Annotated in this window: 22 protein-coding genes; 11 read left to right on the top strand and 11 right to left on the bottom strand. The window is 62.9% G+C overall.

Annotated elements, in window-relative coordinates; translation table 11 throughout:
• Positions 1-10: 10 nt before the first annotated feature.
• The 10 genes from D0Y60_RS05510 to rsmI all read right to left on the bottom strand — a co-directional run bounded on the left by D0Y60_RS05510 (position 11) and on the right by rsmI (position 9,194).
• Positions 11-1,024, bottom strand: a complete 1,014-nt coding sequence (locus D0Y60_RS05510; RefSeq protein ID WP_245409112.1) for a linear amide C-N hydrolase — start codon at positions 1,022-1,024, stop codon at positions 11-13.
• 75 nt (positions 1,025-1,099) lie between these two features.
• Positions 1,100-1,909 carry a hypothetical protein gene (locus tag D0Y60_RS05505; protein WP_245409095.1) on the bottom strand — a complete coding sequence of 270 codons (810 nt, stop codon included), beginning with the start codon at positions 1,907-1,909 and terminating at the stop codon, positions 1,100-1,102.
• Positions 1,910-1,992: 83 nt separating this feature from the next.
• Positions 1,993-2,427, bottom strand: coding sequence for a cupin domain-containing protein (locus tag D0Y60_RS05500; protein WP_245409111.1), 435 nt, complete (start codon positions 2,425-2,427; stop codon positions 1,993-1,995).
• Positions 2,428-2,589: 162 nt separating this feature from the next.
• Positions 2,590-3,585 (bottom strand): endonuclease/exonuclease/phosphatase family protein, encoded by a 996-nt coding sequence (locus D0Y60_RS05495; protein WP_348627853.1) that lies wholly within the window; start codon positions 3,583-3,585, stop codon positions 2,590-2,592.
• A complete protein-coding gene (locus tag D0Y60_RS05490; RefSeq protein ID WP_117367611.1) occupies positions 3,582-4,691 on the bottom strand; it encodes a sn-glycerol-3-phosphate import ATP-binding protein UgpC in 1,110 nt (369 codons plus the stop codon). Before D0Y60_RS05490 ends, D0Y60_RS05495 begins: the two co-directional genes overlap by 4 nt.
• 12 nt (positions 4,692-4,703) lie before the next feature.
• Positions 4,704-5,546: a sn-glycerol-3-phosphate ABC transporter permease UgpE gene (gene ugpE / locus D0Y60_RS05485; protein WP_117367609.1), complete on the bottom strand. Its 843-nt coding sequence runs from the start codon at positions 5,544-5,546 to the stop codon at positions 4,704-4,706.
• A gap of 13 nt (positions 5,547-5,559) precedes the next feature.
• Positions 5,560-6,441, bottom strand: coding sequence for an ABC transporter permease subunit (locus tag D0Y60_RS05480; protein WP_117367607.1), 882 nt, complete (start codon positions 6,439-6,441; stop codon positions 5,560-5,562).
• A gap of 67 nt (positions 6,442-6,508) precedes the next feature.
• Positions 6,509-7,807 carry an extracellular solute-binding protein gene (locus tag D0Y60_RS05475; RefSeq protein ID WP_117367605.1) on the bottom strand — a complete coding sequence of 433 codons (1,299 nt, stop codon included), beginning with the start codon at positions 7,805-7,807 and terminating at the stop codon, positions 6,509-6,511.
• A 102-nt stretch (positions 7,808-7,909) separates the two neighbouring features.
• Complete coding sequence (locus tag D0Y60_RS05470; protein WP_117367603.1) at positions 7,910-8,278, bottom strand: YraN family protein; 369 nt, start codon at positions 8,276-8,278, stop codon at positions 7,910-7,912.
• On the bottom strand, positions 8,268-9,194 hold the full coding sequence (rsmI, locus tag D0Y60_RS05465; protein WP_199564109.1) for a 16S rRNA (cytidine(1402)-2'-O)-methyltransferase: 927 nt from the start codon (positions 9,192-9,194) through the stop codon (positions 8,268-8,270). The genes D0Y60_RS05470 and rsmI overlap by 11 nt, the downstream gene beginning before the upstream one ends.
• Before the next feature lie 246 nt (positions 9,195-9,440).
• Between rsmI and dnaN the strand changes: the two genes are divergently transcribed.
• From dnaN to D0Y60_RS24830, 7 genes are all read left to right on the top strand, one after another.
• Positions 9,441-10,559 (top strand): DNA polymerase III subunit beta, encoded by a 1,119-nt coding sequence (gene dnaN / locus D0Y60_RS05460; protein WP_117367599.1) that lies wholly within the window; start codon positions 9,441-9,443, stop codon positions 10,557-10,559.
• A gap of 216 nt (positions 10,560-10,775) precedes the next feature.
• Positions 10,776-11,378, top strand: a complete 603-nt coding sequence (gene pmtA / locus D0Y60_RS05455) for a phospholipid N-methyltransferase PmtA (RefSeq protein WP_117368394.1) — start codon at positions 10,776-10,778, stop codon at positions 11,376-11,378.
• Between the two features lie 9 nt (positions 11,379-11,387).
• Entirely contained in the window at positions 11,388-11,969 is a 582-nt protein-coding gene (locus tag D0Y60_RS05450; RefSeq protein ID WP_117367596.1) for a histidine phosphatase family protein, read from the top strand.
• 2 nt (positions 11,970-11,971) lie between these two features.
• Complete coding sequence (gene pyrF / locus D0Y60_RS05445) at positions 11,972-12,670, top strand: orotidine-5'-phosphate decarboxylase (RefSeq protein WP_199564108.1); 699 nt, start codon at positions 11,972-11,974, stop codon at positions 12,668-12,670.
• Between the two features lie 16 nt (positions 12,671-12,686).
• Positions 12,687-12,974, top strand: coding sequence for a DUF1330 domain-containing protein (locus tag D0Y60_RS05440; RefSeq protein ID WP_117367592.1), 288 nt, complete (start codon positions 12,687-12,689; stop codon positions 12,972-12,974).
• A 119-nt stretch (positions 12,975-13,093) separates the two neighbouring features.
• Positions 13,094-14,074 carry a complex I NDUFA9 subunit family protein gene (locus D0Y60_RS05435; RefSeq protein WP_117367590.1) on the top strand — a complete coding sequence of 327 codons (981 nt, stop codon included), beginning with the start codon at positions 13,094-13,096 and terminating at the stop codon, positions 14,072-14,074.
• A 252-nt stretch (positions 14,075-14,326) separates the two neighbouring features.
• A complete protein-coding gene (locus D0Y60_RS24830) occupies positions 14,327-14,476 on the top strand; it encodes a hypothetical protein (protein WP_162911418.1) in 150 nt (49 codons plus the stop codon).
• A gap of 39 nt (positions 14,477-14,515) precedes the next feature.
• Here the strand turns inward: D0Y60_RS24830 and D0Y60_RS05430 are convergent, their stop codons facing one another.
• Positions 14,516-15,322: an undecaprenyl-diphosphate phosphatase gene (locus tag D0Y60_RS05430; protein WP_117367587.1), complete on the bottom strand. Its 807-nt coding sequence runs from the start codon at positions 15,320-15,322 to the stop codon at positions 14,516-14,518.
• 187 nt (positions 15,323-15,509) lie between these two features.
• Between D0Y60_RS05430 and D0Y60_RS05425 the strand changes: the two genes are divergently transcribed.
• From D0Y60_RS05425 to D0Y60_RS05410, 4 genes are all read left to right on the top strand, one after another.
• On the top strand, positions 15,510-16,202 hold the full coding sequence (locus D0Y60_RS05425; protein WP_117367585.1) for a glutathione S-transferase family protein: 693 nt from the start codon (positions 15,510-15,512) through the stop codon (positions 16,200-16,202).
• A gap of 10 nt (positions 16,203-16,212) precedes the next feature.
• Positions 16,213-17,355: a tRNA epoxyqueuosine(34) reductase QueG gene (queG, locus tag D0Y60_RS05420; RefSeq protein ID WP_117367583.1), complete on the top strand. Its 1,143-nt coding sequence runs from the start codon at positions 16,213-16,215 to the stop codon at positions 17,353-17,355.
• The gene (locus D0Y60_RS05415; protein ID WP_117367581.1) at positions 17,352-18,230 is read left to right on the top strand and encodes an SDR family oxidoreductase; all 879 of its coding nucleotides are present in this window, start codon (positions 17,352-17,354) and stop codon (positions 18,228-18,230) included. The genes queG and D0Y60_RS05415 overlap by 4 nt, the downstream gene beginning before the upstream one ends.
• Before the next feature lie 364 nt (positions 18,231-18,594).
• On the top strand, positions 18,595-18,957 hold the full coding sequence (locus tag D0Y60_RS05410; RefSeq protein ID WP_117367579.1) for a septal ring lytic transglycosylase RlpA family protein: 363 nt from the start codon (positions 18,595-18,597) through the stop codon (positions 18,955-18,957).
• Positions 18,958-19,027 lie beyond the last annotated feature (70 nt).

Here is a 19,027-nt window from a genome sequence, read left to right as displayed (position 1 = left end):
GGCAAACGGGTCAGAGTTGCAGGCCGAGGAAATGGAAGGGCTCGGCAGGGACGAAATCCGCCGTTGCATCGCCGGAATAGGTGTGATCCTGGTCCCTGCCGAGATCCAGCTTCAGCACCTTACCGGTCTCCGGTGCGAAATCGATTTTTTTCAGATCAACCCAGAACGTGTTCGGCGTGAGGGCGGATTCGAAGAAATAGAGGCCGCGCTTGTGATCGGCCACGGTGCGCCAGCGCGTTGAGGAAATGTTCGGCTCGTCCGGTGTCGTGATGCCGAAGGGCACGGAGACATTGCGGATCACGCTGAAGACGCTGGCCAGCGCGCGGTTCGGATCCTCCGCCTTGGGGATGGCATTCACATAGAACGAGGCGCGCGCAAAGCGGTCGGAAGCACGGTTGGTGCCTGGCAGCATGACCGTGCCGCCGATCTGCTTCCAATAGCTGTTGAGGGCAAGTTGCTGGTCGAAGGTCGGCGAATTGGTCATGACCTGATAGGAGCGGTCGTGGTGGATGACCTGCTTGCCGTCAATATATTCGATGATGGCGCTGTCGCCGCTCGCATCCGAAATGGAAAGGTGCAGGGTCGTCAAACGCTCCTCCCCGGGCACGTTATCCGACACGATGGTGAACGGTTCTTTCGCGAGATCGGCCACCGCCTCGTCAACCGTCGCGAAATTGTCGAGCACATATTGCGCCCAGGCGGCGATCGTTAGGCCAGGTTTGCTCTGGTCAAACTTCGGATATTCCGATTCCACCAGCCACAACACATTGGCGACGAGGCCGCGCTCGTTCATGCCGTCGGTCGTCGATACATCATAGCCCGTTGCGATAACGCTGCCGTATTTCGAGGTCCACTTCAGGGAGTTCGGTCCCGCCTCGCCGTTGCGTTCCATTCCGCGTGGGAAAACCCAGAGATTGGTCGCGACATCGAGCTTCCAGTCCATTGAACGGGCGGTGATGATGTTGTCGTTCGGCCCGAGATAGACGAAGCGCGTGCAGGCCTCGGCGGCTGGCGCCAGCGCCATGCAAGATGCGGCAAGTGCGAGAATGGCCGTCCGGGCTTTGAGCATAGTGGTGCGTCGCATGGTCTTCTCCCTGCGTCAGAAGCGGATGGACAGGCCGACGACCGGTCCATGCTGGGTCACGTTCCAGTTGAACTTGTTGCCGGTGAAATCATCACCTTCGTAATCCTGCGAAAGCACGCGATAGCCGACGCGCAGAATGGTCGGCAAATTGCCCATATGGGTACGGTAGCCGAGATATGCCTGGGCATTGACGCTAAGCTTGGAGCCGGTGCCGAAACCGCCGACATCGGCCTCGGCATTCACCGTCCACCGATCGTTGAGGTCGGCATTCAATCGCAGCCCGACGAAGGGATCTGTCCAATCCGCCCGCTTGGTCGTTTTGAGGAAGCCTGCGTCAACCGTTGCCTTGAGGCGCGTCCAGCGCACGCCGACGGTCGGCTCGACGGAAAAGCGGCGCGGCTGGCCAAAAACGGTGACGCCACCGAGCTGCTCTTCATAGACCTTGTAGAAGGCGCCTGCGGAGAGAATGGTGGTCTGAATGTCAAGGCCGAGCTGGTGATGGAAAACTTCCTCGTCCTGGCTGGTCAGCACATGCTGCCCATCGAAATAGACGCCCCATTGGCCATTGGTCGCCTCGACATTGCCCATGACCGCGAAATCGAGATGGCCAAGAACGTCGCTGAAAGGCACATCGACATCCGTCGTGCGGCCGGCGAGCGTCGCATCGCCTTTCAGAGAAGCGGCCCAGACATAGGGGCTGACAATGACCCGCCATTCGCTGTCAGAGTCGAGACGCGCCGGATCAAAATCGCCAGCGTGCGCGGATGGGCCACCCACGACAACGGTCAGAAGAATTGCAAACCGGCCAAACCACCGCAGCGCCATCAAACACCCCCTGAGTTGCGCCCAAAGGCTACAGCGCCACCAGCAATGCGCAAGACCATATTTGTGGCAAGGCTCGGAAAATTTCAGGCCGCAAGCCCACCGGAGGACGCAGTGATGCCGCGCAGGCGATCGCGCAACTTCAGCGCCAGATTGATCGGCGTCGGGAATTCCTTGCGGCAGAAGGCGATCTTGCGCACGTAGGTTTCGATGTGCCAGGTCGCCCAGCTCTTGCCGGGGAAATAGGCGATGTCGCCAGCCTTCAGCGTGCGCTGGCTGCCGTCCTCGGCGGTGATGTGAACCTCGCCTTCGAGGATCATCACCGTTTCGTCCCAGCCGAAATACCAGCGGAAGGTACCGGCCGTGCAATCCCAGATCGCCGTCGTCGCCTGATCGTCATAAGCGCGCGAATGCAGCGAGAGCCGTGCCTGCGGGTTGCCGGCGAGCACCCAGGTGGGTTCGATCGGCTTCGGCGCCATTTCAAGATCGTCGAGCGAGGCCGAGATCAACGGCCGCGGCATCTTCTCTTCGGCGGCTTTCGAACGCATGGCAGCGCCGACCATAGTGACGAGCATCAGTTTCAGGACCATTTCATCCCCCTTACAATCCAGGGGGAAGCCTTACGCGAAACCGGTAACAGCGCCGTTCAAACAATCCGTTGCATTTTATGCATCGGTCATCTTTCAGACGAAACCATCGATCCGGCAGGTGATCAGGTCGTGGTCAGACAGCGGTCGTCCGGAAGGGGAGAGCGACGAAACAATCGCAGTCTCAGAGACAGCAAGGCCGCGCGACAGGAACCAGTCGAGCTTCATCGCGCGTTCCGGCCAGCGGGTGATGAGGCTCGGCCGCGTCGTCATGACATCGAGCGGGCCGCCGTGGCGGATGAAACCACGCTCGGCGGCGCGGGCGAACAGGCCTTCTGCCTCGAAGTCGCCGCCGGCATGGTTGCCGGTGTTGAGATCGCCACCGATGAGCACGGGCAGTCCGGGGAAGGTGGCGTCGAGCGTATCGATGAGACCGACTACTTGCCGCTCGCGATAGGCGGCCGTCGTGGCGCTTTCCAGATGGGTGGAGACCAGCACGAGCGGGCCGGATTCGGTGTTGATGACGGCGCCGATCGCCATGCGCTCACCAAGCCGCGGCTGGTCGACCGCGCCCATGAACCACAGGCGTTCGCCTGCCAGACGAAGCAGGAAGGTCTGGTGTAGCGGCACGGTTGAGAGGAGGCTATTGCCGTGCAGACCCCGGCTGTTGAAATCGTCCTTGCAGAATTCCAGCTCCGTCTCGGAGCCGAGGCCGAGCTCGATGAACTCCACGCCATAGAGATAGGCCATGCCGAGTTCATCGGCGAGTTCGGCCGTGGTGTTTGTCTGGCGCGTGCGGGCCATGCCGTCGTCCATTTCCGACAAGAGCACGATCTCGGCGCCGGTTGTTCCCAGATGCTCGGCGCTGGGTTTGGGAGACAGGCAGCGCTCGAGGTTCCAGGCGGCCACGGTGAAGGGGAACGGCAGCGGCTCGGCGCGTTCGGCGCGACCGCCCGTCTCCACCGCATTCATGCAGGCGAGCTCGGCCATGCGGCCATCATGGGCGGTGATCGATTTTTCCAGCGTGGCGATCGCCGCGCGATCCTCCTGACTGGGAGCGGCCAGCCGGTCGACGGTGGTGCGGATCATCATGCGACGGCCTCCGGAGCAGCGGTCACAGTAACTTGACCGACGGCCTCGCCCGACCAGTCGATGCGCTGGCCGCTGGCCGTGTCGAAGAAATGCAGCCGGGACGGAGCGATGGAGAGCGAGGTCGTTTCAGGCAATGGGATTTCCGAGGAGAGGGCTGCGACCATCGCCTGATCGCCGACCATGCCATGCACGAGACGCTGCGAACCGAGTTCCTCGACATAGTCGATGCGGAACGGCAGGCTGCCCTCCGCATCCGCGTGCAGGCGCAGGTCCTCGGCGCGCAGGCCGACGGTGACGGCGCCCTGCGTCGGAACATTGGTGCCGAGATCGATCAGGGCCGGGCCGAGCGCCAGCTTGCTGCCATGCAGCTCGCCGCTGACGAGATTCATGGCCGGTGAACCTATGAAGCTCGCAACGAAGGTCGTTGCCGGGCGATGATAGACATCGAGCGGACGACCGATCTGCTCGATACGCCCGCCGGAGAGCACGACGAGCCGGTCGGCGAGCGTCATGGCCTCCAGCTGGTCGTGGGTGACATAGAGTGAGGTCGTGCCGACGCGGCGCTGCAGGCGCTTGATCTCGCCGCGCATGGAGACGCGCAGTTTTGCGTCGAGATTGGACAGCGGCTCGTCGAACAGGAAGGCCGACGGCTTTCGCACGATGGCGCGGCCCATCGCAACGCGCTGGCGCTGGCCGCCCGAGAGTGCGCGCGGCTTGCGCTCCAGATAGGGCTGGAGTTCGAGCATGCGGGCAGCTTCCGCCACGCGCGCATCGATCTCCGCCTTCGGCGTGCGGCGGTTCTTCAGGCCGTAGGCGAGGTTTTCGTAGACCGTCATATGCGGATAGAGCGCATAGTTCTGGAACACCATGGCGATGTCACGGTCGGCGGGATCGATATCGTTGACGGTGCGCCCGCCGATCGTCACCTCGCCCCGGCTGATCGTCTCGAGCCCGGCGACCATGCGCAGCAGCGTCGATTTTCCGCAGCCCGAGGGGCCGACGAGCACGATGAACTCGCCATCGACGATATCGATGTTGACGTCGCTGACCGCGGTCACGCCGCCATTGTAGATCTTGGATACGTCGCGGATATCGATCGACGCCATGGACGAAACTCCTTACTTGTCGCTTTCGGTGAGGCCCTTGATGAACCACCGCTGGAAGATCAGCACGATCATGACCGGCGGCAGCATGGCGAGGATCGCCAGCGCAAAGGCTTCGTTGTAATCGGGAATATTGGAGCCGACCCAGACGAGCAGGATCTGCTTGATGCCGCGCACCAGCGTGAAGAAGCGCTCGTCGGTCGTCATCAGCGTCGGCCAGAGATACTGGTTCCAGCCATAGACGAACATGATGATGAAGATCGCCGCGATCATGGTGCGCGAGAGCGGCACCAGCACGTCGATGAAGAATTTCACCGGCCCTGCCCCGTCGATGCGGGCGGCCTCCAGCAGTTCCTCCGGCACGGACTTGAAGAACTGGCGGAAGAAGAAGGTGCCGGTGGCCGACGCCAGAAGCGGCACGATGAGGCCGGTATAGGTGTTGGTCAGCGCCAGCTTGTTCATCACCTCATAGGAGGGAACGATACGCACTTCGAGCGGCAGGAGCAGCGTCGTGAAGATCATCCAGAAGAACAGCGTGCCGAGCCGGAAGCGGAAATAGACGATGGCATAGGCGGCAAGCATCGACAGGATGATTTTGCCCGCCGCGAAGCCCACGCCGAGGATCAGCGAATTCCAGATCATGCGCGCACCGGTTATTTCGCCGGTAAAACCGCCCTTGCGGGTTAGGACCTTGTCGTAGGTCTCGGTGAAATGGCCGCCCCAGGTCAGCGACAGGCCGTTGCGGTGGATGTCGGCGGCCTCGTGCGTCGAGGTCATGAAGGCGACCACGACGGGCGCCACCATGATGAAGACGCCGAGCAGGAGCACGAGATGATCGAAAAGGCGGATGCGGGTCATGGGTCTCGCCCTCTCAATTGTAGTGCACGCGCCGCTCGATGAAGCGGAACTGGAAGATGGTGAGCACGAAGACGACGATCATCAGGATGACGGACTGGGCCGAGGAGCCGCCGAGGTCATTGCCGCGGAAACCGTCCATATAGACCTTGTAGACCAGGGTGATCGGGTTGTTGGCGGCCTTGTCCTTCACCATCACGTCGATGACGCCGAACGTGTCGAACAGCGCGTAGGTCATGTTGATGATGAGCAGGAAGAAGGCAGTCGGCGCAAGCAGCGGCAGCGTCATCGTCCAGAAGCGGCGGAAGCCAGAGCGGCAGTCGATGGCGGCAGCCTCGCGCACCGAGACGGGAATGCTCTGGAGCCCCGAAAGAATGAAGATGAAATTGTAGGGTATCTGCTTCCAGACCGAGACGGCGATCATCGCGAAGGCGGTGTCGTAATAGTTCAGGCCGACCTTCATGTCCCAGCCGAACAGCGCCGCGAATTTCACGAGCGGGCCGATATGCTGGTCGAAGAACATCATGCCCATCAGGCCGGCAACCGGCGGGGCGATGGCATAGACCCAAATGAGCAGCGTCTTGTAGGTGGCGCTGCCCTTCAGCACCGTATCGGCCTTGACGGCAAGCAGCACGCCGATGCCGAGCGACAGGAAGGTGACGAGCGCCGTGAAGACCACGGTGAAACGGGCAATCGCCTGATACTGCACGGAGCCCAACGCATCGGAATAGTTGGAGAGGCCCACGAAGGTCGAGCCGAAGCCGAACGGGTCTTCTAGGAAGAACGACGACTGGATCGCCTGCACGGAGGGCCAGTAGAAGAAGACGAAGATGATCGCCATCTGCGGCGCGATAAACAGATAGGGCAGAAAGGGCGAGGAAAACTGCACGCGCTTCATGGGGCCACCTTCATAGCGGCGTGCCGGGAGCCTGAGACCCCGGCACGGATTTCAAGGAAGCGACGGATCAGCCGGCGGTCTTGGCGAAGCGGGCGAGCAGGTCGTTCGCTTCGGTCTCGATTGTCTTCAGAGCATCTTCGACGGAGGTTTCACCGGCGAAGATGCGGCCATATTCGCGTTCCATGATTTCACGGATTTGCGGATAGAAGCCGAGGCGGTAGCCCTTCGACCATTCGCCCGACGGCAGCATCAGCTGCTGGATGCCGACTTCGGCAGCCGGCTTTTCCTTGTAATAGCCTTCGGACTTGGCAAGCTCATAGGCCGCCTTGGTGATGGCAACATAACCGGTGGCTTCGTGGTAGAACTTCTGCACCTCAGGCGAGGTCAGGAACTGGAAGAAGTCGGCCGTGCACTTGTTTTCAGCGTCCGGCTTGCCGGACATGGCGAAGAGAGCCGCGCCACCGATGAAGGTGTTGGTGCCGGCACCCTTCACGCTGCCCCAATAGGGCAGGAAGGTTGCGGAAAACGGCTTCTGCGCGGTCTTCTGAAGGCCGCCGAACGAACCCGAAGAACCGATCCAGAAGGCGGCCTTGCCGTCTTCGAAGAGCTTCTGGTTGTCGTTCCAGCCGGCGCCGTAATAGCCGAAATAGCCCTCGTCAGCCCAGGCCTTGAGCTTGGTGAACATCATGACGAGGTTCGGGTCCGTCATGTTGATCTTGGTGTCGACCACAGAGTCGTAACCGTTGTTGTTCGTCGCGAACTGGATGTTGTGGCGCGAGAAGAAGTTTTCGGTGAACTGCCAGGTCAGCTGCGACTGGACGAGCGGCAGATAGCCGGCTTCCTTGAGCTTCGGGGCGATCGTCTCGAAGTCTTCCCAGGTCTTCGGCGCTTCGACGCCGGCCTTTTCGAGGGCTTCAGTGTTGACATACATGATCGGCGCCGAGGAGTTGAACGGCATGCCGACGAACTTGCCGTCAGGGGCGGCGTAGAAGTAGCGCACGCCTTCGATGAAGGCTTCGCGGTCGAAGGTGTAGCCGGCCTGGGTGATCAGGTCTTCGGCCGGAATGACGGCGCCCGGCGCGTTGATGATCGTCGCCGCACCGGCGTCGAAGACCTGCAGGATGTTCGGCTGTTCGCCGGCGCGGAAGGCGGCGATGCCGGAGGCGAGCGCCTCTTCATAGGTACCCTTGGAAACCGGCGTGATCGCGCAGGCCGACTGGGCCTCGTTGAACTTCTTGGCGACTTCGTTGATGACTTCGCCGTTGCGGCCGGCCATGCCGTGCCACCAGGTGATGTTGGTGGCGGCCATCGATGCCGTGGCGGACAAGGCGAGTGCGAAACCTGCGAGGGAAAGCGGCTTGAACATGGGAGCTCCTCTTCACCGGACTTGGTGTGAGGCGTGCACTAAGCAGCGACCATGACACGCGCGTTACGCTTTCATGTCAGTTTCGTTACATTTTCCTTTTACTTAAAACGCATCCACAAAGTGCTTTGGGAGCTGCCAGGGCAAGACCGCAACGATATCATATCGTAACGAAAGGCGATGGGCGTCCGGCTGGCGGGAGAGCCAGATGTCGCTTGCCGCGCGGATGCGGTGCTGGGCGGTTCCTGTGACGGCGAAGACGGCGCTATCGACATCCCGGCGCGCCTTGACCTCGACGCAGACGACGAGATCGCCGCGCCGGGCGATGATGTCGATCTCGCCGAGCTTCGTGCGGTAACGGATGGCGCGGATGCGGTAGCCTTTGGCAAGGAGATAGAGCGCGGCAAGATATTCGGAGACGTGCCCCCGGCGGAAGGCTTTCAGCCGGTTGGGGTCCGCCGCCTTATTCCGCATCGCCACCCTTGAGATCGATGAGACGCTGGTAGAGGTCGCGGCGCGGCAGGCCCGTCTGGCGGGCGGCTTCCGTCGCCGCCTTGCCGGCCGACATGTCCTTCACCAGGGCCGTCAGCAGGCGGTCGACATCCTCGGCTTCGGGCGCGGCAGCCTCGCCGGGCGGGCCGATGACAAAGACGATCTCGCCCTTCACGGTGTGGCCGTCGCTATAGTGGGCGGCGAGTTCGCCGAGCGTGCCGCGGCGGAATTCCTCGAAGGTCTTTGTCAGCTCGCGGCTGACACAGGCCGCCCGACCCTCGCCCAGCACGTCGGCGGCGGCGGCAACGGTCGCGGCGATGCGGTGCGGCGATTCGAAGAACAGCAGCGTTGCGGGCACGTTTGCCAGTTCGGCAAGACGGTCGCGCTTTGCCTTGTCCTTGGTCGGCAGGAAGCCGGCGAAGAAGAAGGCGTCGTTCGGCAAGCCCGAGCCGACGAGCGCGGCGAGCGGCGCGGAGGCGCCGGGGATCGGCACGACGCGGTGGCCGGCTTCGATGGCGAGCAGCGCGAGGCGATAGCCTGGGTCGGAGACGAGCGGCGTGCCAGCGTCCGAGACCAGCGCCACGGATTTACCGGCCTCAAGTGCTGCGATCAGGCGCGGGCCGGCCTCGTCGGCATTGTGCTCGTGATAGGCATAGGGCCGGTTGATGATGCCGTAGCGGTCGAGCAGCACGCGGGTGACGCGCGTGTCCTCGCAGGCCAGCACATCGGCGCCGGCGAGCGTTTCCAGCGCTCGCAGCGTGATGTCGGCGAGATTGCCGATCGGGGTGGCGACGAGATAGAGCGCCGGTTCCAGCGGCCGGGTGGGGATCACGGCATTGTGCAGGCGGAACGTCTTTCCGCCCTCGCCCGTGCCGCCTGCCGCTGTCTCGTCCCGCATTGCCATTCCCTTTCCGGCCGGCCCTTTCCGGCCGTTTGGACGGCCACGTATGTCTCCCCTTATGGGCGAGCGCCGATGGCCTCGCAAGAGACGACGGTTGACTATCGCGTGTCCCGCGCCGTTAGCACTTGCAATCGGGCGACAAATTCTGCCATTTTGCCCGTCCCATCTTTCCGGCCTCGCCGGAGTTTCAAGGCAATGCCGCGCCGGTTTCCGGCGTGCCAGCGGTCGAAAGCGGTACAGTTCATGCGCATTACTCTCGAGCGGTCCAATCTTCTGAAGTCGTTGAACCACGTTCACCGCGTGGTCGAGCGGCGCAACACGATCCCGATCCTCTCGAACGTGCTCCTGCGCTCCGATGGTGCCAGCCTCGACATGAAGGCGACAGACCTTGATCTCGAAATCACCGAGGCGACGCCCGCCCAGGTCGAGCAGGCCGGCGCCACGACCGTCCCGGCGCATCTGCTCTACGACATCGTGCGCAAGCTCTCCGACGGGTCGGAAGTGCTGCTCGCCACCAGCGCCGACGGCGCCTCCATGACGGTCGCCTCCGGCCGCTCGAAATTCTCGCTGCAGTGCCTGCCGCAGTCGGATTTCCCCGACCTCACCGCCGGCAGCTTCTCGCACACATTCCGCCTCAAGGCGACGGACCTCAAGATGCTGATCGATCGCACGCAGTTTGCGATCTCCACGGAAGAGACCCGCTACTATCTCAACGGCATCTTCATCCACACGATCGAAAGCGCCGGCCAGCTGAAGCTGCGCGCCGTCGCCACCGACGGCCACCGCCTCGCCCGCGCCGATGTCGAGGCCCCCTCGGGCTCCGAGGGCATGCCGGGCATCATCATTCCGCGCAAGACGGTCGGCGAATTGCAGAAGCTGGTCGACAATCCCGACCTGACGGTGACGGTCGAAGTCTCCGACGCGAAGATCCGCTTCACGATCGGCTCGATCGTGCTGACCTCCAAGCTGATCGACGGCACCTTCCCGGATTACCAGCGCGTGATCCCGACCAACAACGACAAGGAACTGAAGATCGACTGCCAGTCCTTCGCGCAGGCCGTCGACCGCGTCTCCACCATTTCCTCCGAGCGCGGCCGCGCCGTGAAGCTGGCGCTCGGCGAAGGCCAGCTGACGCTGACGGTCAACAACCCGGATTCCGGCAGTGCTACGGAAGAACTGGCTGTCGGCTACGACAACGACCCGCTGGAAATCGGCTTCAACGCGAAATACCTGCTCGACATCACCTCGCAGCTTTCGGGCTCGGAAGCCGTCTTCATGCTTGCCGATCCCGGTTCGCCGACGCTGGTTCGCGATCTTGCCGGCGACGACGCCCTCTACGTGCTCATGCCGATGCGCGTCTAGGACCGTTCGCGCGGCGTTGGGAAACCGTTCTGGAACCCGCCGGCCGCCGGCGGGTTCTTTTTTAAGCAGACGCTTTCGCATGTCGGGGAAACTTGCAGGTGGCGGCGCAATCAGACTTGTTTTTGACGCAAACCGCGTCACATATTTGCCATGGTCGGCGACGCGGATGGAATGAATCCTGACGCCGGCCAGGAGTGCACCATGAAGGGGGATGGCATGACGTTGCGCGTGAAGGTCAAGGAACGGCTCGGTAAGAAGTTCGGCGACGAAATCCGTTTCTTCAAGGGTTGGATGAACAATACGCGGGCCGTCGGCTCGATCATACCGACCTCCTCCGTCACCGCGCGCCGCATGGCAAGCGTCGTCGATGTGAAATCCGGTCTCCCCGTCCTGGAACTCGGACCCGGCACCGGTGTCATCACCAAGGCGATCCTGGAAACCGGCCTTGCCCCGGAAAAGCTGACCTCCATCGAATTCTCGACGGATTTCTACAACCACCTCGTCGCCCGCTTCGACCGCGTCAATTTCATCAACGGCGATGCCTTCGATCTAGACAAGACGCTCGGCGATCTGCGGGACACGACCTTCGACAGCGTCGTCTCCGCCGTGCCGCTTCTGAACTTCCCGATGCATATGCGCGTGTCGATGATCGAGGATCTCCTGTCGCGCATTCCCGTCGGCCGGCCCGTCGTGCAGATTTCCTATGGCCCGCTCTCGCCCGTCGTCGCCATGCCGGACCGCTACCAGATCACTCATCTCGACTTCGTCGTGCGCAACATCCCGCCGGCGCAGCTATGGACCTACCGCCGCACCCATTGAGGTTCGGCCATGTATGCCCTCTATATCACCCATCCGCAGGTCCAGATCGACCCGGCCGTGCCGGTGCCCGACTGGGGTCTTTCCGAACGTGGCCGCGCGCGGGCGTTGCTTGCAGCATCGTCGGGCTGGACGAAAGAAATCGGCCGCTTTGCCGCAAGCACCGAACGCAAAGCGATCGAGACGGCCGAAATCCTCTCTGCCGGGCGGCTTCCGGTCGAAACCGATCACGCCATGGGCGAGAACGACCGTTCCGCCACGGGCTTCCTGCCGCCCGATGCCTTCGAAAATGCCGCCAACTGGTTTTTCGCCCATCCGCAGGAAAGCTTCAAAGGCTGGGAGCGGGCGGCAGATGCACAGGCGCGCATCGTCGCTGCGGTCGAACGGGTTCTGGCCGACCATGATCCCGAAACACCCATCGCCTTCATCGGTCACGGCGGTGTCGGCACGCTGCTGAAGTGTCATCTCACGGGAAAACCGATTGCCCGCGACGGCGACCAGCCGGCCGGCGGCGGCAATCTTTTTGCATTCCGGCTTGCGGACCGCGCCGTCACATGCGACTGGACGGCAATAGAATCTTGGAAAGGGTTTTGACCATGTCCGCGCGCGACCGCCTGATCGTTGGCCTCGATGTACCAACCATCGCGGAGGCGGAAAAGGTGGTCCGGACGCTGGGCAGCACCGCCCTTTTCTACAAGATCGGCTACCAGTTGGTCTTTGCCGGCGGCCTGGAATTCGCCCGCGACCTTGCCAAGGACGGCAAGAAGGTCTTCCTCGACATGAAGCTGCTCGACATCGACAACACGGTGGCGAAGGGCGTCGAAAACATCGTCAAGATGGGCATGTCGATGCTCACGCTGCATGCCTATCCTAAGGCAATGGCCGCCGCCGTCGCCGCCGCCAAGGGCTCCGATCTCTGCCTGCTCGGCGTGACCGTGCTCACCTCCATGGATGCCAAGGACGTCATCGACGCCGGCTATGAATATGACCCGCACACGCTGGTGCTGCGCCGCGCCGAACAGGCGCGCATCGCCGGCATGGGCGGCGTGGTCTGTTCCGCCGAGGAAGCCAAGGCCGTGCGGAAAATCGTCGGGCACGACATGGCGATCGTCACGCCCGGCATCCGCCCCGCCGGCGCCGAGCTCGGCGACCAGAAGCGTGTGATGACGCCGGCCGATGCGCTGAAGGCCGGCTCCAGCCACCTCGTCGTCGCCCGCCCCATCGTCAAGGCTGACGACCCGCTCGCCGCCGCCAAAGCGATCCTCGCCGAGATGGACGGCGCGCTTCAAGCATAACCTGAGGGAGAGAATCATGCCGAAGGGCTACTGGATTGCACAGGTCGATGTGCGTGACCCCGAGCGCTACAAGGACTATGTCGCCGCCGCCAAGCCGGCCTTCGAAAAGTACGGTGCAAACTTCATCGCCCGCGGCGGCGCCTATGCGCAGCTGGAGGGCCGCGTGCGCGCCCGCAACGTGATCATCGAGTTCCCCTCGCTGCAGGCCGCCGTCGATTGTTACAACTCGCCGGAATACCAGATCGCCGCCGCCATCCGTCAGGAAGTGGCGGATGCGGAAATGGTGGTCGTCGAGGGTTTGTAAACCGCCACCGCCAAGCGCTTGCAAAACCGGCAAAAGAGACGCCTCGCCGCGCTTCACCTTGCCGGTTGTTTGGGCTATGTAGGCGCTACCTACCTATCCTATTCTTCAGGAGCAGCCATATGACCTTGTCCAACCTTCCGCCGCTCGTCACCGTCTTCGGCGGCTCGGGCTTCGTCGGGCGTCATGTGGTGCGCGCCTTGGCGCGCCGCGGCTACCGCATCCGCGTCGCCGTTCGCCGCCCCGATCTCGCCGGCTTCCTTCAGCCGATCGGCGGCGTCGGCCAGATCTCCTTCGTCCAGGCGAACCTGCGCTACCGCCAGTCGGTCGATCGCGCCGTCGAAGGCTCCGACCATGTCATCAACTGCGTCGGCGTGCTCTTCGAAACCGGCCGCAACACCTTCGATGCCGTGCAGGATTTTGGCGCCCGCGCGGTGGCGGAAGCCGCCCGCGCCGTCGGTGCGAAGCTTACCCATATCTCGGCCATTGGCGCCGATGAAAACTCCGCCTCCAGCTATGCCCGCACCAAGGCGCGCGGCGAGGCGGCCGTACTGCGCACCGTGCCGGATGCCGTAATCCTGCGCCCCTCCATCGTGTTCGGCCCGGAAGACGGCTTCTTCAACAAGTTCGCCACCATGGCACGCTATGCGCCCGTCCTGCCGCTGATCGGCGGCGGCAACACGAAGTTCCAGCCCGTCTATGTCAACGATGTCGCCGAAGCCGTCGCCCGCTCGGTGGACGGCACGATCGAACGCGGCCGCATCTATGAACTCGGCGGCCCCGAAGTGCTGAGCTTCCGCCAGTGTCTCGAACTGATGCTGCGTGTCACCGACCGCAAGAACCCGCTCGTGTCGCTGCCCTTCGGCATCGCCTCGCTGATCGGCTCCATCGCCTCGCTCATCCCCTTTGTCACGCCGCCGCTCACGTCGGATCAGGTGACGCTGCTGCGCGCCGACAACATCGTTTCCGACGCCGCCAAGAGCGAAGGCCGCACGCTGGAAGGCATGGGCATCGAGCCGGTTCTTGCCGAAGCGATCCTGCCGAGCTACCTCGTGCGCTACCGCACGCAGGGTCAGTTCACGAAGGTCGACAGGGCCGCCTGAGCCGCTTTACGACTCTGAAAACGGCCGCCGCGGGGCTTTCCCCACCGGCGGCCGTTTCTTTTTTTCGAAAGCGCTTTGGCCAAGCTGTTGCACTTATGCAGCGGTTAAAAAAAGCGTTGCGGCATTTACGCACGATTCAACATGTCGCGTTATTGCTTGTCGTCGGGCCAGCGAATAAACACCGCCCCCGTCGCGTCCTGCACAGAAGGCAGAGAGCGGCGTTTTTCAGGACTTCGAGAGGCTTATCCGCCCATGGGCAAGGCAATTGCAATCTTCTTCGGATTTTCGGCTCTGATCATCGTGGCCGGATCCTTTGCCGCGCCCACCACGGTGTCCGCCAGCAAGCACGGCTGCTCGCCGGCTTACGGCGTCGATCCGTGCACGACCGCTTCGGTCAAGTAAGCCCCGGCCAGTCTGAAGTGACCGGCCGAAGCCGGTCTTTCAACCCCAGATCAGAAGGGCGATCAGGCCCAGCGTGCCCACGATGATGCGCCAGACGGCGAACAGCGTGAAGCCGCGGCGCGACACGAAGTCGAGCAGCGAACGCACGACGAAGAGGCCCGCCGCGAAGGCGGCGATGAAGCCGACGCCGATGACGAGTAAGTCATCGGACGAAAGCGCATCGCGGTTCTTGTAGAGATCGAGCGCGAAGGCGCCGACCATGGTGGGCATTGCCAGGAAGAACGAGAATTCCGCAGCCGAGCGCTTGTCGGTGCCCATCAGCAAGGCGCCCGCGATGGTCGCGCCCGAGCGCGAGGTGCCGGGGATCATGGCAAGGCACTGGCAAAGGCCGATCTTCAGCGCCAGCGACGGCGGATACTGCATGACATCCGTATAACGCGGCGTGAGCGGCAAGCGGTCCACCACATAAAGAATGACGCCACCGACGATCAGGACAATGCAGATCAGCATCGGCGTTTCGAACAGCACCGTCTTGATGAAATCATGCGCGAGCGCGCCGATAATGGCCGCCGGCAGAAATGCAAGAAGAATGGAAAGCACGAAGCGGCGCGACTGCGGGCTCGACGGCAGCGAAAGGGCGATACCCAGGAGCTTGGAGAAATACACCGAGAGAATGGCGAGGATGGCCCCGAGCTGGATCAGGACGGCGAAGGCGTTGCCAGGCGACTTGAAGCCTAGAAAATGCTGCGCCAGCACGACATGGGCGGTGGAAGACACCGGGATGAATTCGGTCAGGCCCTCGATAAGGCCGAGAATGAGGGCGCTGACGATGGATTGGTCTGCCATGAAGGTTCCTTGGGAATTGGGAAAGGAAGGCATGATACGAAGCAGGCGTACGGCAAAAAGCCCGATTCGCTTGTGTTTGTACCACCAAATTTCTATAGGTTCGTCAAATCAGCCGTGACCAAATCAGCTCCCAACGAAGCGACCGGCCCGGCAAAGCTCCTTCCGCAAGACCAGCAAAGCAGCCCGAATGCCCACACTTTATCATCACCCGATGTCCGCCGCCTCCCGCTTCGTCCGCCTGATCCTCGCGGAATACGGGTTCCAGACGGAGCTTGCCGAGGAGCAGCCCTGGGAAAACCGGCGCGATTTCCTGGCGCTGAACCCGGCCGGCACGCTGCCCGTCTATGTCGATGACAGCATGCGCGCGCTCTGCGGCGCCAGCATCATCTCGGAATATCTCGACGAGACGCATGGTGTTCTGAAGCGCGACCGCCGTCTTCTGGCGGAAGATCCCTTCCAGCGCGCCGAGATCCGCCGCCTGACGGAATGGTTCCTGCAGAAGATGGAACAGGATGTGACGCGCCCCCTGGTCCGCGAGCGGATCTTCAAGCTGCAGATGACCTCGGACCAGGGCGGCGGCCCGCCCGACAGCAAGGTGCTGCGCAATTCGCGCGCCAATATCCGCCAGCACATGAAGTATCTCTCGTGGCTTGCCGGCTCGCGCACCTATCTCGCCGGAGATCGTCTCAGCTACGCCGACCTTGCCGCCGCGGCCTGTCTTTCGGTGCTCGACTATATGGGCGAGATCAACTGGACGGATGCGCCGCAGGCCAAGGACTGGTATCAGCGGCTGAAGTCGCGCCCGTCCTTCCGGCCGCTGCTGGCCGAGCGCGTGCGCGGCGTCACCCCCGTCTCGCACTACGCGGACCTCGACTTCTGAGGACGCGGCCATGTCGGGCGACGAAAAGATCCGGCGCCGCCTGACCGATTTCATCAAGGCGGAAGCGGCCGACAAGGGCTTTGATCTTTGTCGCATCACCGGGCCTGACTCCATTCCGCAGGCCCCGGCCCGCCTCGCCGATTTCCTTTCCAACGGCTATCACGGCACGATGGAGTGGATGGCGGAGACGCAAGCGCGCCGCGCCGATCCGCGCGTGCTGTGGAGCGACGTGCGCTCCATCGTTCTCTTCGCCATGAATTACGGTCCCGAGCACGACCCGCGCGCGGTGCTGGAAAAGCCGGATCGGGCGGCGATCTCCGTCTATGCGCAAAACCGCGACTATCACGACATCATCAAGGGCCGGTTGAAGGAACTGGCCACCCGCTTTGCCGCGCGCGGCGGGGCGGATGTCAAAGTCTTCGTCGATACGGCACCCGTCATGGAAAAGCCGCTCGCCGCCGCCGCCGGGCTCGGCTGGCAGGGCAAGCATACCAATCTCGTCAGCCGCACGCATGGCTCCTGGCTCTTCCTCGGCAGCCTCTTCACCACCGCCGACCTCTATAAGGACGAGCCGGAGCGCGACCATTGCGGCTCCTGCCGCGCCTGCCTCGACGCCTGTCCAACCGATGCCTTCCCCGCGCCCTACAAGATCGATGCGCGCCGCTGCATCTCCTACCTGACCATCGAGCATAAGGGTACGATCGATCCCGCGATCCGTGAGAAGATCGGCAACCGCATCTATGGCTGCGACGATTGCCTTGCCGCCTGCCCGTGGAACAAGTTCGCAGCAGCGGCCTCCGAAATGAAGCTTGTCGCCCGAGACGACCTGAAGACGCCCGCGCTCGCCGATCTCCTGACCTTCGACGATCCCGGCTTCCGCGCCCATTTCTCCGGCTCGCCGGTCAAGCGCATCGGTCGCGACCGCTTCGTGCGCAACGTGCTGATCGCCGCCGGCAATTCCGGCGACCGCGGCCTGATCGCGCAATGCATCAACCTTGCCGACGATGCATCCCCCGTGGTGCGCGGCATGGCCGCATGGGCGCTTTCCCGGCTGATGGACGCTTCCGAATTCGCACGATTTGCGGCAGGAAGGACTGACGACGCGGACGCGGATGTGCGCGCGGAATATGAGAGAGCGAGGGCCACCCCATGACGAAACACCTCCTGATCCTTGGCGCCGGTTTTTCCGGCAAGGCCATTGGTGAGGTTTTCAAGGCGGCCGGCTTCTCGGTTTCCGGCACCACGCGCTCCCCGGAGAAGGCCGAAAGCTTGCACGCCCTCGGCATAAACCCCATCGTCTTCGACGGCAGCACGATTTCCGCCGATCTTGCAGCCGACATGGCGCGCGCCACACATGTCGTGCAGTCCATCGCACCGGGCAAGGACGGCGATCCGCTGTTTCGCGCCGGCAGCCCGGCCCTCTCGGCCCTGATGCCGAAGCTCGAATGGGCCGGCTATCTCTCCACCGTCGGCGTCTATGGGGACCACAAGGGCGCCTGGGTGGACGAGGAGACGGCGCTGAACCCGGTCTCCGCCCGCTCCGTCGAGCGCGTCGAGGCGGAGAACCATTGGCTGGCCTTCGGGGAGGCCTCCGGCATCCCCGTCGCCGTGCTGCGGCTTGCCGGCATCTACGGGCCGGGCCGCAATGCGCTGCGCAACGTGGAAGAGGGCAGCGCCCGCCGCCTGATCAAGAAGGACCAGGTGTTCAACCGCATCCGCGTCGAGGACATCGGCGGCTCCGCGCTGTTCCTGTCAGAGAACCGTCTCGGCGGCGTCTGGAACATCACCGACGACGAACCCGGTCCGCCGCAGGACGTGGTGGCCGAAGCTGCCCGCCTGATGGACCTGCCCACACCGCCCGATATTCCTTTCGAGGCGGCGGAACTTTCTCCCATGGCGCGGTCTTTCTACGGGGAGAACAAGCGTGTCTCGAACGCCAAGCTCAAGGCTGCCGGCTTCGGATTCCGCTTCCCGAACTACCGTCAGTCGCTCGCCGAGCTCAAGGCTTCCGGGCGCTGGCGGGGCTAGCCGGCGTGTGGCCGGCAAAGGCCGCTTTTGCGATTTCGCACAACCATAAATTTATCTGCCCTATTTTTGCCGCCGAATTCCTGCGTAGTAATTGCTAATATTGAAAGTTTTTTCCGAAAATTTGCGGAAATGTTGCGCGACCATTTCACGCGACAAGTCGAATGAGTTTAGTCACTGATTCGCAAGATTCTTTTTTACCCCGTTAACGAAGATTAAAAATCCATCGTGGGCGATGGACTGTATATCCGGCAGCACTTCGACAGCAAGTGTGGCCGGTTGAGGCACGTTTTCGCCATTTTTGCTTCCTCATAGGGCGATCAATCAAAGGGGATTTCCGCAACTCGCCGTAAGGGTCACACGATACATGCTGTCAAAGTTCTCCAGCCTGGCGCTCGCCTCTCTCGTCGCCGCCTCCTCTTCCTTCGTTTCCTTTTCCGATGCCCAGGCCGCCGGTTGCGGTCGCGCTTCCTGGTATGCGCTGCACTCGCGCACCGCCTCCGGCGAGCGCATGAATCCGAACCTGTTGACGGCCGCGCATCGCAGCCTGCGCTTCGGCACCAAGCTGAAAGTCACCAATTCCAACAACGGCCGCAGCGTCGTGGTGCGCATCAACGACCGAGGCCCGTTCATCCGCGGTCGCGTGCTCGATCTCTCCAAGGCTGCCGCGTCCAACATCGGCATGATCGGCGCCGGCCATGCCAAGATCTGTTACGAAGTCATCGGCTGATCCATCCCCAAATCTGAGGGCGCCGGCTTGCTCTCGGCGCGTTCCGCCGCTACCACGACGCAAAACGGAG

It is taken from the genome of Shinella sp. WSJ-2 (assembly GCF_003432075.1).
In the GTDB taxonomy this organism is placed as follows: Bacteria; Pseudomonadota; Alphaproteobacteria; order Rhizobiales; family Rhizobiaceae; genus Shinella.
The sequence above is the reverse complement of the archived record's forward strand: the minus strand, read 5'-3'. Positions and strand labels throughout refer to the sequence as shown.

Excerpts from the sequence above, each read along its gene's own strand:
- pmtA (WP_117368394.1), top strand. The coding sequence starts at position 10,776 with ATGACGTTGCGCGTGAAGGTCAAGGAACGGCTCGGTAAGAAGTTCGGC.
- queG (WP_117367583.1), top strand. The coding sequence starts at position 16,213 with ATGTCGGGCGACGAAAAGATCCGGCGCCGCCTGACCGATTTCATCAAG.
- D0Y60_RS05440 (WP_117367592.1), top strand. The coding sequence starts at position 12,687 with ATGCCGAAGGGCTACTGGATTGCACAGGTCGATGTGCGTGACCCCGAG.
- D0Y60_RS05430 (WP_117367587.1), bottom strand. The coding sequence starts at position 15,322 with ATGGCAGACCAATCCATCGTCAGCGCCCTCATTCTCGGCCTTATCGAG.
- D0Y60_RS05425 (WP_117367585.1), top strand. The coding sequence starts at position 15,510 with ATGCCCACACTTTATCATCACCCGATGTCCGCCGCCTCCCGCTTCGTC.
- D0Y60_RS05435 (WP_117367590.1), top strand. The coding sequence starts at position 13,094 with ATGACCTTGTCCAACCTTCCGCCGCTCGTCACCGTCTTCGGCGGCTCG.
- D0Y60_RS05510 (WP_245409112.1), bottom strand. The coding sequence starts at position 1,024 with ATGGCGCTGGCGCCAGCCGCCGAGGCCTGCACGCGCTTCGTCTATCTC.
- dnaN (WP_117367599.1), top strand. The coding sequence starts at position 9,441 with ATGCGCATTACTCTCGAGCGGTCCAATCTTCTGAAGTCGTTGAACCAC.
- D0Y60_RS05470 (WP_117367603.1), bottom strand. The coding sequence starts at position 8,278 with ATGCGGAATAAGGCGGCGGACCCCAACCGGCTGAAAGCCTTCCGCCGG.
- D0Y60_RS05490 (WP_117367611.1), bottom strand. The coding sequence starts at position 4,691 with ATGGCGTCGATCGATATCCGCGACGTATCCAAGATCTACAATGGCGGC.
- D0Y60_RS05505 (WP_245409095.1), bottom strand. The coding sequence starts at position 1,909 with ATGGCGCTGCGGTGGTTTGGCCGGTTTGCAATTCTTCTGACCGTTGTC.
- pyrF (WP_199564108.1), top strand. The coding sequence starts at position 11,972 with ATGTCCGCGCGCGACCGCCTGATCGTTGGCCTCGATGTACCAACCATC.
- ugpE (WP_117367609.1), bottom strand. The coding sequence starts at position 5,546 with ATGACCCGCATCCGCCTTTTCGATCATCTCGTGCTCCTGCTCGGCGTC.
- rsmI (WP_199564109.1), bottom strand. The coding sequence starts at position 9,194 with ATGCGGGACGAGACAGCGGCAGGCGGCACGGGCGAGGGCGGAAAGACG.
- D0Y60_RS05410 (WP_117367579.1), top strand. The coding sequence starts at position 18,595 with ATGCTGTCAAAGTTCTCCAGCCTGGCGCTCGCCTCTCTCGTCGCCGCC.
- D0Y60_RS05495 (WP_348627853.1), bottom strand. The coding sequence starts at position 3,585 with ATGATGATCCGCACCACCGTCGACCGGCTGGCCGCTCCCAGTCAGGAG.
- D0Y60_RS05500 (WP_245409111.1), bottom strand. The coding sequence starts at position 2,427 with ATGCCGCGGCCGTTGATCTCGGCCTCGCTCGACGATCTTGAAATGGCG.
- D0Y60_RS24830 (WP_162911418.1), top strand. The coding sequence starts at position 14,327 with ATGGGCAAGGCAATTGCAATCTTCTTCGGATTTTCGGCTCTGATCATC.
- D0Y60_RS05415 (WP_117367581.1), top strand. The coding sequence starts at position 17,352 with ATGACGAAACACCTCCTGATCCTTGGCGCCGGTTTTTCCGGCAAGGCC.
- D0Y60_RS05475 (WP_117367605.1), bottom strand. The coding sequence starts at position 7,807 with ATGTTCAAGCCGCTTTCCCTCGCAGGTTTCGCACTCGCCTTGTCCGCC.
- D0Y60_RS05450 (WP_117367596.1), top strand. The coding sequence starts at position 11,388 with ATGTATGCCCTCTATATCACCCATCCGCAGGTCCAGATCGACCCGGCC.
- D0Y60_RS05480 (WP_117367607.1), bottom strand. The coding sequence starts at position 6,441 with ATGAAGCGCGTGCAGTTTTCCTCGCCCTTTCTGCCCTATCTGTTTATC.